The sequence below is a fragment of the Jejuia pallidilutea genome (genome assembly GCF_002973595.1).
Lineage (GTDB): Bacteria > Bacteroidota > Bacteroidia > Flavobacteriales > Flavobacteriaceae > Jejuia > Jejuia pallidilutea.
Map to the genome: position 1 here is coordinate 324660 of NZ_PVEO01000004.1, position 14500 is coordinate 339159.

The window sequence follows — 14500 nt, forward strand, 5'->3', positions numbered from 1 at the left end:
CTAATTTAACTAAATAACATATGAATCATCAAAAAAAGGGGTTTTACGTTTTTTTTATCTTTTTAATTTTACCTATTACCTCGGTTATAGCTCAATTAGTACATCCAGGTATATCTCATAGCATGTCTGATTTAGAACGAATAAAAGCCATGGTAGAAACAGGTGAAGAACCATGGGCTTCAGAGTTCGCAAATTTTAGTTCCAATAGCAAATCGTTATGTAGCTACACAGTAAAAGGTAATACTAGTATTACAGAGATAACTAATCATGGCGATTTTCAAAATGATGGTTATGCAGCATATTATAACGCGCTCATGTGGTATATAACAGGAAATGAATGTCATGCAGAAAAGGCTGTAGAAATATTTAATTCATGGGTAAATGTTACAAATACAACTGGTATTCCGCTAAATCAAGGTCGAGGCCCTTGGAAAATGTGTGAAGGTGCAGAAATTATAAAGTATACTTACAATGGATGGTCTTTGGCAGACCAGCAGAAATTTGCAGATATGTTGGTTTATCCGGGGTATTCCACAACATCGGTCCCTTCTGGCAATAAGACGTTTTACTGGAATCTTTACCAAGGCGATCCGGGTCGTTATGGTAATCAAGGGTTATTCGCATATCGTTCATTAATGGCAATGGCTATTTTTTTAGATAATGAAATAATGTATGATAGGGCACTTCGTTATTTGCAAGGGTTACCGCATAGAGCTGATGACTTAGCTTACCCTTCAGGGCCTCCAAATTTTAACACAAATACCCCATACAATAATTGTGAGTTTATAGAAGAACGTAATGCATCAGGTAGACGTACTACAATAGAAGATTATGGTTACAATGAAGTTATGAGTAACTATATCTATGAAAATGGACAGTGTCAGGAATCTGCTAGGGATCAAGTACATTCTTCTGTTGGTATTCAAATTATTGCTTGTATGGCAGAAATAGCTTGGAACCAAGGGGATAATTTGTATGGGCATTTAGATAATCGTCTATTAAAAGGGATTGAGTTTTTTTTCAGGTATAATGTAGGTGCAGATCAGTTTAGTGATTACGGGCACCCAGATTGGAACCCTACTGTTGCTTCTGGTGAGTTTATAGAACGACGTGACCGAACTGGACGTTTTTTAGCAAAAAAAATAAACCCTCATGTCGTATGCGATTATACTAGAGATAGTAGAGGAGAGGATGTGCTAGATCCTTGGTATGAAATGGTGCTTGGGCATTATAAAGACCGTATAAATTTGCCGTCTACTAATTATGAATGGACATTAAAAGGTCTGGAGATTTACCAAGACGTAATAGGTTTTGAAGGAGAACATCGTCCTTCAGAATTTCATGGTTGGGGTGGTTTGAAATTTCATAGAGTAAGTCCTGGAGACCCTATAAGCGGTTTTGATGGTAATGGTTTACCAACTTATAGCATAAATGATTTGTCCGTACCTGTTGAGGCAGAAAATTATGATTATTTTGTATTAGATGGTCAAGGTAGAACCTATAATGATACTTCAGTAAGTAATGACGGAGGCGAATACAGAGTCGACGAAGGGGTAGATTTAAAAATATGTAGTGAAGGAGGGTATTGTGTAACTAATATAGAAGATGGTGAATGGCTAACATATACCGTAAATGTACCTTCCAATGGAATATATAATATTAGTATTCGTTATGCCTCGGTAAACTCAAACGGAAAAATAAAATTTAATTTTGGAGGGGAAGACATAACCTCAGAAGTTGCTGTGCCATTTGGGACACCAAATTCAACAGGATTAACAGATTGGAAAGATTTAGAAGTAGCCAATGAGGTTCGTTTAGTACAAGGCGTACAAGCTATGAAAGTATTGTTTAGTGGGGTAAACAATACATTTGAACTTAATAATATAACCGTAACCTTGGTAGAGGCAGATCCAGATCCTATAAATTTGGCAATTGCTCATGGGGTAGCAACGCAATCAACAAATAGACCTAGTGATGGTTTTGCTCCCAATGCTATTGATGGAAATACCAATGGACTGTGGAGTGGTGGTTCTGTAACACATACAGGGGGAAATGCTACTTTAGACCCAGAACCATGGTGGCAGGTAGATTTAGGAAATAACTATAATATAGAAACTATAAAAATTTATAATAGAACAGATGGTTGTTGTGCTGGGAGATTAAACAATTTTACTGTAGAAGTTATAGATAGTGAAGGTAATGTAACTTTTAGTCAATTCTTCGCAACAGCTCCTAGTAACATATTTACTGTTGCCACAGGAGATGTAGTTGGTCGTGTAATAAGAATATCAAAGACCTCTTCTACAGCATTAGCATTAGCCGAAGTAGAAGTTTATGGTGTTAATTCTCCTGTTACACTATCTAACCAAGATGTTGAATTTAAGAGCAAAATAAAATTATACCCAAACCCTACTCAAAATACATTTACAATAGAGAATTGTGTTGGATCTAAACTTGCTATTTATAACCTGTTAGGTAAGCAGGTTTTACAAACTACTGTAGCAGATAATAAACAGTTAGTGGATGTAAGGTTTTTAGATACAGGTATTTATTTTGTAAAAATTAGTGCCAACGGAAATACTCTAACAAAAAAGATGGTTAAAAAATGATAGGAATTACAATAAGCCATAAAATAATTTTTTTTAAAATATCTAAAGCGTTATTTGTTGTAGTGTTATTTGCTTCTAGTTTTGAGGTTATTGGGCAATCTATAACTGTAAATTCTACCAATTATAAACAAACTATAGATATGATAGGTGGCGATATGGAACGTAGTTCCAAAGCCATTCAAAATGCCCAAAATAAAGAAGATATACTTCAATGGAGTTTTGGAGACATTAATTTTAATGTGTGTCGTGTACAATACGATAAAAACCAAGAATTAGTTGAAGGCGTTAAAAATTGGGCGTTTTACGATAAGCAAGTTGCAACTATGCAAGCTATTAAGGCTATAAACCCAAATATTAAGTTTTTTGCTACCATGCGTTCAGATTATGATGGCTATGGCGATGATAACAATATGCCAGATTGGATTCATACCTACAGTACCAAAGCAACCAATGTGGTAAAATATGGTATATTTTTAGCCGACTACTGTGAATATATGAGTAATCAAGGGGTACCCATTGCAATACTTTCTACAGCAAAAGAATGGATGTGGCATGTTAGAGCCTCAGAAGCCGAAAATATTATAAATACTTTAAATACAGAACTAGATAACCGAGGTATAGAAAAACCAATAATTATAGATCAAGGGTTTTGGAGTATTACCGCAGGGTTAACCTATTTAAATGATGTACAATCATTGGGAACAAAAGATTTATACTCGGGTTTTTGTAGTCATAACTATTCAAACCTAGGACCTGAAAAATGGGCTGAAATTTCAAATAAGGCAAATAGTTTGGGTAAACCCATGTACGATGATGAAACCAGTACAGGTAGTGGGTCTCCAACATACGGTGAAGAAAGACCAATGTGGAAACAAATCGATGAGTATAAAGAAAAAGCGCAACGCTATGAAGCTGGGTTAAGTGGAGAAGTTTATTTTGAAATTTGGTCTAGAGGCATAGATAAAGAAACTCGCGCCATTTATTTTCCGGCAAATGGAATAGGTACCAGACTTAGAGGGTATTATATCATGAAACATTTTTCAAATAATATTTTAAATTATAATTACCTTACTGCTTCGGTAACTAGTGCATCAAATGTATATACAATAACCTTTAGAAAAGATGATAACATAGTACTTTGGGTAATTAATGAAAGTAATACTGAATATACATTGCCTATAACAATGGATAATTCTAGTATAACAAGTGCAATTGCTACTCATTACTGGACAGACAATACACCAATTGAAGGTAAGGAAACTTCATATATAGCTTCAGGAAATACGTTTATTCCTATCGTAGAAGCAGAAAGTATGAATTGCTATATTTTTAATGTAACTGAAGATGCTGTGGATGTTTGCAGTTTGCCTCAAACAATCTTGTATGAAGCAGAATGTTATGATGATATGCAAGGGGTGTCTACAGAAGTAAGTACCGAAGGTACCGATAATGTAACATTAATAGAGAACGGCGATTGGATTAAATTTAACGCCATCGATTTTAGCGCTGGGTTAAACAAATTTAGTGCGCGTGTTGCTAGTAATACATCTGGTGGAACCATAGAAATGCGTATGGGTAGTGTTTCAGGGACCTTAATAGGCGAACTGTCTGTAAGTAATACGGGTGGTTGGCAATCTTGGACAACACAGACTTTTGATTTTAATAGACAGAGTGGTGTACAAGATTTGTATTTGGTATTTACTGGTAATACAGGTAGTCTTTTTAATCTCAATTGGATTATGTTAGAGGCTATTCCGCCTTCAATAAGTTTAAATATAACTGCCGGTGATGAGTCTGTTTCTTTAAATTGGACAACGAGTTATGTTCAGTTAGGAACTCAGAATATATATAGAAATACAAGTTCTGATATAGGTACACGTTCATTATTGGTAGCCGATGTTTCAGGAAACAGTTATATTGATACTTCGGTGACCAATGATACAACATATTGGTATTGGGTTGAAGCCATTGATGAGTCGTCTACAGTAACCAATTCAGAGGGGGTTGAAGGCACTCCAACGGATCTTGAATTCGATTTAACTGGAGTTGCTATTTCTGATACTGAAATTAACCTCAGTTGGCCAGACGAAGAAAAAGTAGAAAGTGGGTTCTTGGTGGAGCGAAAAGAAGGCAATAGCGCTTACCAGGAAATTGCAAATTTGGGGCCAAATGTTTTTTCCTTTAGCGATTCTGGACTTAATCCTTTATCTACTTACACGTATCGGGTAAAGGCTTCTTATACAGATGGAAGCACTAATTATTCCTTAGAGTTGCCTATAACCACCTTCAATACAGATTACGAAACCTTAATTTTTAATACAACTGAAGACGCTTATGTAAGAGGTGGTGATCATGCAGGGCTAAATTTTGGTGGAGATACTAACCTTATTGTGAAACAGGGTAGTAATAGTAGTTTTTTCAGAAAATCGTTATTAAAGTTTAATTTGAGTAGTGAAGATCTTGTAAACGATAACATTGGTAGGGCTGTACTTAAATTGTATGTAAATCAAGCAAATCCATGCACAATAACAGCATCTGAAATAACTGATAGTTGGTCAGAATCAACTGTTACTTGGAATTCCGCTCCCTCATCTGGGAGTGATATAGGAGCAATAGATATTTCTAATACTACAGGGTTTTATGAATTAGATGTTACAGCTTATGTGAAGAACCAATTTGATGATGATAAAATTATTTCCATTTCAATTGAAGATTTTGGAGCATCCAATGTAAATGTTTTAATCAATAGTAAAGAAGCGACAAATAATATCCCAGAACTTGTAATTAATAAAGTAGATTATAGTGCCTTAAGTATTTCTAAGCATTCAGATTTAAACACAATAAATATTTATCCAAATCCTGTGTCAAATACTTTTAGAGTTAGTAATAGTTTAAATTCAGAAGTCGTTATTTATAATCTTTTTGGTAACCAAGTTTTAAAAACTAATATCACTCAAAATAATCAATCAGTAAATATTGATCATTTAACATCTGGAGTTTACTTTGTGCGAGTAAAGAAACATGGAAACCAAACAACAACAAAAATAGTTAAGAACTAATTAGATTCTATAATCACAATATGAAATTATTAATTATGAGTAGTATGAAACAACTATTTACAAAAAGCATTATTGGAGTTTTTATTTTGATGTCATTTACATTTAGTGTTCACTCACAAATTGTGGTTTCAAGTATTGCAGAACTAGCAAGTGCGGCTTCTCAATCTGGACAAACAGTAACCATGACTCCTGGAGTTTATGAAATGGCTGATTATTTAACGCCCACGGTAATTTCTAATAACACACCGGCAGATGCATTTGGAAGAAGAGCCATGATTCGTTTTAGTGGAAGCAACAATACGTTTGATTTTACTGGAGTAACAATTAATGTTGATACGGACTTGTTAAACGATTTAGGAGGGCATGTTATTGAATTTCATTTAACAGGTAATTACATCAATTTTAAAGGCTTAACGGTTACAGATATTGGCAATAGTCCAACAGCCAGTGGTGGACAATCCATGACCGTGTCTGGAGACCATATCACTGTAGAAAATGTAACACTTAATATGAGCGGATCATCACCTTATGGCTATGGCGATTTGCTCGGTAAAGGAGGAGGAGCGTTAGTGCCCATGCGAAAACATAGTGGTTTATTGGTTGGAGGGCTTAATGTTAACATCATTGGGTGTTCAATATATTCAACTTCATTTGGGCATTTGTTTTTTATTCAAGGCGGTAGAAATGTGCTGTTTCAAGATTGTTACGCAGAGGCTGCTACAAGAACAACCGATGACATGCTTGCTGAAACATCAGGACCTGCATTTGATGTTGGTTTTCAAGCGGTTTATCCTAATTATAACGGAGAAAAAGTAATAACACCGGGTTATACAAAGTCGCTAAGTGAGTGTGGTTTTCGTACATATGGTTCAGGTGCTAATGGCTATAATACTGAGGGTGTAACATTTATAAATTGTATAGCTAGAAATACTCGCGTTGGTTTTGCGTTAGAAGTTGGTAGTCCACTATTAGTTCAAAATTGCGAAGCTACAGGTAACGAAGCTGGTTTTAATGTAAAAAATGTTACCATTGAAAATAGCCGTGGCGACGCTGTTAACGGGCCATTATTATATCTATCGGGAGACGATTCTGATGTTGAATTAGAACTTATGCCAACACTTCCAACAACAACACTCCACGCAATAGCAACCATTGCAGGTAATAATCATAATGTAACACTAACAAAATGGAACGATGAAACCAGAACACAAGACCATAAAATTTTAGTTGGTGCAACCAGACCTACAGGTACAAATCCATTTTCTCCATTAGGCAGTACAGCTACCTCTGCTGTTGTCTTAAATAATTGTACCGAAATGCCTGTAGAAATACTATCAAACACAAGTTCTAGTATCATAAATACTACAGGAGCTGTTATAAATAATGGAATTGGAAATACGGTTATTACCGATTCCTGCGAGGGGATTGAAAATTTAGATTTTGATGATGGTACTTATACCTACAGGGTATTAGAAGCCAATCCTAATATATGTGAAGTAACGGGATTTGTTTCCGGTCAAGATATGGCAAACGCAATAATACCAGAACAAGCCACCAATAACTCAATTCCGTTTGATATAGTGTCTGTTGGTGTTGGTGCTTTTCAAAGTAATTCCATTATTGTTAATGTCACACTTCCTAGTGGCGTTACCAATATAGGTGCTGATGCCTTTCGTAGTTGTTCAAATTTAACAATTATAAACCTTGAAAATATCATAACCTACGGTAGCCATAGTTTTAACGGGTGTGTTAACTTAACATTAGCTTCATTGGATTTTACGAATACAACCAATGTAGGTGATTACTGTTTTTTAAACTGCGGAAAAGTATCCTCAGTGGTTGTTCCAGGTAGCGTTATTTTAGGTGTTGGGGCATTAAGATCTACAGGTATTACGTCTTTTACCATTCCTGATGAATGGACAGTACTCCCAGACCAAATGATAAGAGATTGTAAGTCAATTACCAATATTAACATTCCAAGTACAATAACCACTATGGGAGTAGCATCCTTTAGAGGTTGTACAGGTATAACAGATATACAAGTAAATTGGACTACATCCACTAGTATTCCAGATGCAACTGTAAATAATTTATTTAGTGGTATGACTTTAAGTAATGTAAATTTATTAGTACCACCTGATACAGTTTCTTATTATGAAGCAGCACCAATTTGGACAGATTTTAATATACAACAAGGTGTATTAAGCACAAAAGAAGCAATTTTAGAAAATGGCTTTAATATATATCCTAATCCAACGGAGGGAATGGTTTATATTAAAAACAAACAATCAATAAACGCTACTATTTTGATTTATGATGTAAGAGGGAGTAATTTATTTAACAAAATAATAGATACTTCAGAAATTCAGATTGATGTTTCTAGCCTATCAAAAGGGATTTACTTACTCAAAATACAAGCAGAAAACAATCAATTTGTAAAACGCATAGTAAAGCAATAAATTTCTATAGCTCTAGAACCTTAGTTTACAATACTAGCGTTTGGTTATAAGTAAGAAATTAAAACTAAAAAAAAGACCTTTCACCTAAATGAGCTTTAATTTATATAGTTTGAGTAATAATTTATCAATCAAATCGATGGCTCTTAATACTTTAGACGAATAACAACATAACTAAAATTTATAACCACTAAAATTATTTAATTATGAAAAAAACATTACAATTATTAGTTGCTTTATTAGTCACAGCAACAGCAACAACAATTAATGCGCAAGCCGTGGGAGAATCTTTTGATGACGGTAATTTTACTTATGAAATTACAAGCACAGATGTAGGTGGAGGAGAGCCTGATGAGTGTAAAATAACTGGGTGGGTTACTTTACCGACAGCACCTGTAGATGTTGTAGTGCCAGGTACAGCAACTTACACAGGATTCTTTCCTATTGATTATACAGTAACAGCTGTTGGTAATGGCGCTTTTAGCTGTAATCCAGCAGCAAACAGAGGTTCTGGTTTTGTGGAAAACCAAAATATTACATCAGTAACTCTACCAGCTTCGGTTACAGCGTTTGATGGTGCGCATTTTTTTAGAGAAAATCCTAACCTTACATCTATTAATCTTGAAAATATTGAAGATTTGGGTAGTAATGCCTTTGTAAACTGTGATGGGTTAACTGGAATTATAGATTTACCTGCCTGTAAAAATATTGGAGCTTATGCTTTTTTTGACTGTAACAACATTACTGGATTGAATGCGCCAATTGTTGAATCTTGTGGTGCAGGATCTTTCTATAACATGGATGGTGTTAAAGAGTTTAATATCCCAGCAACGCTTCAAAATGTAGATAATCTATTTTTAGGTTTTAATGATGCTTTGGTTCAAGTTCAACTTAATTGGGATGCTACACAGTTAGCTGCGGTTTCTCATACAAACGATTCTAAATTTTTTAGAGGTGAATGGCTTCCAAATGGAATAGAAGGAGATGATTTTGTTGATTCTACTAAGTTAATTTATGTGCCTGTTGGTTCTAAATCTGCTTATGTAGCTCACCCTTCTTGGGGTAAATTCCCAGCTGCTAATATTATAGAAGGTACTATGCCTACCTTAAGCGTAAATAAATTAGATGCAAAAGCTCTTGGCTTTAGTTTGTACCCAAACCCAACTAGAGGAATTGTTTCAATAAAAAACAACCAAGAAAGAAATGCTGAAGTTTCTATTTACGATATTAATGGTAGAGTTTTATTTAGTAAAGATATAAGCAATTCAATGTCAGAAATTAATATTTCTGATTTAGCTAATGGCATTTACCTGTTCAAAGTAAAGTCTGATAGTAATGAATTTGTAAAACGTATAGTAAAACAATAATTTTTATAATCAGTAACTAGTTTTTTAAAAAGCTGTTTCAATATTATTTTGAAACGGCTTTTTTGTTTTAAATATTTCGCTGTATTATTTACTTAATGGAAATATCACTATTCTCTTTTAAGTGTAAATGAGCTATTATTTATAGTGAATGCATAATTAGTTATACGTTTTGTATCTATTTTTTTTTCAAATTGCATAACATGTATTAAAATGGTAATTTTTTAATAAACCTTAGAAATTGTTTAATCATTGTTAAGAAACAAGCACATGAAAATACGAGTTACAGTATTTGTTACATTAGTTTTTGTATTACCACAGTTGTTGCAGGCCAACGTAAAGCTAAATGCGCTTTTTTCTGATAATATGGTTGTACAGCGCAATACCGAAATACCAATTTGGGGTTGGGCAGATGTTAACGAAAATATTTATGTAGAGGCAAGTTGGGGAGAAAAAGCCCATGTTGTTACTGCTGCAGATGGAACTTGGAAAGTAAAACTAAAAACGCCACAGGCTGGTGGACCACATAAAATTGTAGTTTCAGGGAATAATACAATTACCATTAATAACGTGTTATCTGGTGAGGTTTGGTTATGTACAGGGCAATCTAACATGGATTTTGCCATGTCTAAATTTGTAAATAACTCTAGAGAACCAAAATATCAACCCTTAGTGGAATATGTAAGAAATGAAATAGCAACAGCTAAAGATGATTGGTTGAGGCATATTGAAGTACCACAAACTACATCGTTACACGAAAAAAAATATAATTTTACTGGTAATTGGATTAGTGTAACCCCAGAACAAACAGGTAAAATAACTGCAACAGGCTATTTTTTTGCAAAACAGTTACGTAAATTATTAAACGTACCTGTAGGCTTGGTAGAATGTTCCTGGGGCGGATCGCGCATACAACCTTGGCTTTCTGAAACCACTTATATGGAAGACGAAAATCTAAAAGCGTATTTTCTGGATAGTAGAGCTAAGGCAAAAAACCAAATAGCACTTATTGAAGCTCCTAATTATGTAGATAAGGATTACGAGCGTAAGTTAAAGGTTTGGAAAAAAAACGGACAAAAGGGTAGAAAACCAAAACCAACCATAACTAACCCAAAGGACGATAGGCAGCAACCTGCTACATTATACAATGGTATGCTTTCGTCTGTTATTCCATATAAAATTAAAGGCGCCATTTGGTACCAAGGCGAAAGTAATGCAGTATTTAAACCCAATGAATACGAGTATTACTTAACCTCTATGATAAAAAATTGGAGGGCTGATTGGAATCAGGGCGATTTTCCTTTTTATTTTGTGCAGTTAGCCTCCTGTATAAGAGCAAACCAAGAAGCAGATACAGGTTGGGCTACGGTAAACGATCAAATGCGAAGAGCATTAAAAGTACCAAATACAGGAATGGCTGTGTTGTATGATATTGGGGAGGCTAAAGACATACATCCCCATAATAAAATGGATGTTGGCAAAAGGCTTGCTCTTTTAGCATTAAAGAAAGATTACAACTTGGTTATTCCAGCTGTTAACGGACCTCTTTACAAATCTAAAACCATTGATGAAAATAAAATTGAAATTGAGTTTAATGAAGTAGGTTCTGGCTTAATGGTTGGTAAAAAAGTGCTTTTAAATGATGCTTACGAAATTAACGAGCCTTTAAAATGGTTTGAAATTGCTGGTAAAGACAATATTTGGAAACCCGCTGAAGCCATAATAATTTCTAATAATAAAATTAAAGTATGGAGTGCAGAAGTGCCTAACCCAATTCATGTAAGATACGCTTGGTCTGGTAATCCAGAAGGAGCAAATTTATACAATAAAGAAGGGTTGCCAGCAGCTGTTTTTTCTACAGAATAACACCAAAAACAAATAATTAAAAATTTAATACATAGTAAACATGACCTTTAGTAAAACAAAATCTGCTTTTCTAGTAATGATTTTTTTGGGTATCAATTCGCTTATTGCACAAAAAGTAGAATTAATAACCACTTCTAAAACACAACGATGGGTAAAATCGAAAGTAAAATTAAATAAACAACCTAAACATCCAGATATAATTGTTTTCACAGATAGCTTGTTGCAAAAGGTTGATGGTATTGGTGGTGCGTTTAATGAAATAGGTTGGGAAGCAATTTCGGCGCTACCAAAAGAATCATCAAACCAAGTTTTTAAGGCATTATTTTCAGAAGAAGGTTGTAATTTTTCTATGTGTAGAATTCCTTTAGGCGCTTCAGATTATGCCTTAAGTTACTATTCAAGTAATGATGTACCTGAAGATTTTGAAATGCGTGATTTTAATATAGATAGAGACAAGTATATTCTAATTCCATATTTAAAAGAAGCCTTAAAAGTAAATCCAGATTTACAAATTTGGGCATCACCTTGGTCGCCACCTGCTTGGATGAAAGTAAACGAACACTACGCTATGAGAAGCGGGGATTTTGAAAATGCTAAAGCAGGTAACAAGATGCACCCAGAAGCTGAAATTTTAAATAATGCTACGGCATTTAAAATGCAAGAACGTTACTTAAAAGCATATGCGTTGTACTTTTCAAAATTTGTTCAAGCTTATAAAAATGAAGGGATAGAATTGTTTTCAATTCAACCACAAAATGAGATTGCATATCAACCCAACTGGCCTAGTTGTACATGGCGACCAGAAGACATGGCATATTTTATTAATAGTTTTTTAGGTCCGCAATTTGAAGCAGATGGACTTGATACTGAAATATGGCTGGGTACAGTTAATTCCGGCAATCCTAATTATGTTAAAACTGTTTTAGAGTATAAAGATACGTCAAAGTATATTGCAGGCGTAGGATTTCAATGGGGAGGCGCAAAATCTATTCCAACAATCCATAAAGAATATCCTGATTTAAAATTAATGCAAACCGAAAATAAATGTGGAGAACATGAAAACGATTGGACTTCAGTTGAAAGATCATGGAAAGATTTGGTACACTATATCAATAACGGAGCGGGCTCTTATATGTACTGGAACATGGTTTTAGATGAAACAGGGAAGAGCGCTTGGGGGTGGCCGCAAAACTCTATGGTGGTTATCGATAAAAATTCAAAATCCATAACATATACCGATGAGTTCTATCTTTTTAAACACCTTTCACATTTTGTTCAACCTGGAGATTATGTTTTAAAGTCTTCAATAGGAAAAAATCATTTAGCATTTAAATTAAAAGATGGACGCGCTTTAATATTGATGAACAATCCAGAGTCCACTATAAAAACGGTAAATCTTAAAGTTGGTAATACAACTTTTGGTATAGAGCTTCAACCTACATCAATAAATTCAATAGTAGTCAATAATTAAAATTATAATAATTAAAGAATGAGAGCATTAAAAATTCTAGTTTGCTGTATAATTTTTGGGAGTGTATTTGTTGTTAACGCTCAAAACAAAATAACCGTTAATGCACAACAAAAAGGCGAAAAATACGAGCGTTTTTGGAGTAAATGTGTTGGTGCAGGTAGAGCTAACGAAGCCTTACGTGCTGGTTGGTTGGAACAATTGGAAGTGGTACAAAAAAACTGCGGATTTGAGTACGTGCGTTTTCATGGGCTTTTTCATGATGATATGTTCCCTGTGTTTGTAGATAAAAACGGAAACATAACTTACAACTGGCAATATATTGATGATGTTTTTGATAGAATGTTAGATTTAAATGTAAAGCCATTTGTAGAACTAGCTTTTTTCCCAAAACCTTTTGCTGCTGAAAATTCTAAAACTGTATTTTGGTGGAAAGCCAATATAACTCCTAAAGCGGATACTTTTGAGAAATGGCACGATTTGGTAAAAGCCTTTACACAACATTGTGTTGACCGATACGGTTTAGACGAAGTATTAACTTGGTATTTTGAAGTATGGAACGAGCCTAACCTTTATCCATTTTTTTGGGATGCCACAAAATCGCAATATTTTGAGTTGTATAAACAATCGGCCATTGCGGTTAAATCGGTTCATAAAGATTTAAAAATAGGCGGACCTTCTACCAGTAATTTTGTTCCCGATGAACGTTTTGCAGGCGAAACTACAAATGATAAAGTGTCAGAAGCTGTTTTTAATGCCGATGATATTAATAGCTTGCAGTGGAAAGGCGTTTGGATAGAAGATTTTCTTGCGTATTGTAATAAAGAGAAGTTACCGGTAGATTTTGTAACGACACACCCATACCCAACCGATTATGCTTTTAACCCAGAAACAGGAAAGGGAAGAGGTTTAACACGATTTGCAAGATCAACTAAATTAGACTTGGAGTGGTTAAATAAAACCATAAAAAATAGTGCGTATCCTGATGTAGAAATTCATTTAACCGAATGGAACACAAGCCCAAGCAGTAGAGATAAAATGCACGATTTACTTCCTGCAGCAGCATATATTGTACGTAGTAATTTAGACTGTATAGGCTTAACCAATTCGTTATCGTTTTGGACCTTTACTGATATTTTTGAAGAAAAAGGTGGTGCCGCAAGTATATTTCACGGCGGTTTCGGGATGATAAACTTTCAAGGATTGGTTAAACCATCTTACCATGCTTACCGAATGTTGAATCAATTGGGCGACGAACAATTATTTAAAAACGATGTTGTGTTTGTAAGTAGAGATTCGGGCGACGGAAAAATTAAAGCTTTGGCTTATAACTATCCACAAGAGGCAGAACATTCCGCACCTTCAGGATACAAAAGTTACGAATATCTTTCTAAAGGAACAACAAAAGCATTAAACTTAGAATTCACTAATTTAAAACCAAATGCACAATTTAAAATTGAGATTTTAGATAAAGATCACGGTAATATTCATTCATACTGGGAAAAAATGGGTAAACCAGAACCTCCAACAAGAGAGCAAATTAAGCTTATGAAAAACGTAGCAAATAGTTTAAAAACTACAATAGCTACTGCTGATAACGACGGAAATTTAAGTATTAATCAAAGCATTGCACCTTGGAATGTAATACTAATTGAGCAAATAAATTAAAGACCTATAT

At 34.5% G+C, this 14500-nt stretch carries 7 protein-coding genes; all 7 read left to right on the top strand.

Translation table 11 applies throughout. The features are described 5' to 3' along the window. The first annotated feature begins 20 nt into the window (after positions 1-20). On the top strand, positions 21-2609 hold the full coding sequence (locus CLV33_RS08905; RefSeq protein ID WP_105473611.1) for a galactose-binding domain-containing protein: 2589 nt from the start codon (positions 21-23) through the stop codon (positions 2607-2609). Further along, complete coding sequence (locus CLV33_RS08910; RefSeq protein ID WP_105473612.1) at positions 2606-5668, top strand: CBM96 family carbohydrate-binding protein; 3063 nt, start codon at positions 2606-2608, stop codon at positions 5666-5668. Before CLV33_RS08905 ends, CLV33_RS08910 begins: the two co-directional genes overlap by 4 nt. Before the next feature lie 20 nt (positions 5669-5688). Continuing rightward, positions 5689-8127, top strand: a complete 2439-nt coding sequence (locus CLV33_RS08915; RefSeq protein WP_105473613.1) for a leucine-rich repeat domain-containing protein — start codon at positions 5689-5691, stop codon at positions 8125-8127. Between the two features lie 203 nt (positions 8128-8330). Beyond that, positions 8331-9491 carry a leucine-rich repeat domain-containing protein gene (locus CLV33_RS08920; RefSeq protein WP_105473614.1) on the top strand — a complete coding sequence of 387 codons (1161 nt, stop codon included), beginning with the start codon at positions 8331-8333 and terminating at the stop codon, positions 9489-9491. A 267-nt stretch (positions 9492-9758) separates the two neighbouring features. Next, positions 9759-11354 carry a sialate O-acetylesterase gene (locus CLV33_RS08925; protein ID WP_105473615.1) on the top strand — a complete coding sequence of 532 codons (1596 nt, stop codon included), beginning with the start codon at positions 9759-9761 and terminating at the stop codon, positions 11352-11354. A gap of 40 nt (positions 11355-11394) precedes the next feature. Then, entirely contained in the window at positions 11395-12825 is a 1431-nt protein-coding gene (locus tag CLV33_RS08930; RefSeq protein WP_105473616.1) for a glycoside hydrolase family 30 protein, read from the top strand. A gap of 18 nt (positions 12826-12843) precedes the next feature. After that, a complete protein-coding gene (locus CLV33_RS08935; protein WP_105473617.1) occupies positions 12844-14490 on the top strand; it encodes a GH39 family glycosyl hydrolase in 1647 nt (548 codons plus the stop codon). Positions 14491-14500: the final 10 nt, after the last annotated feature.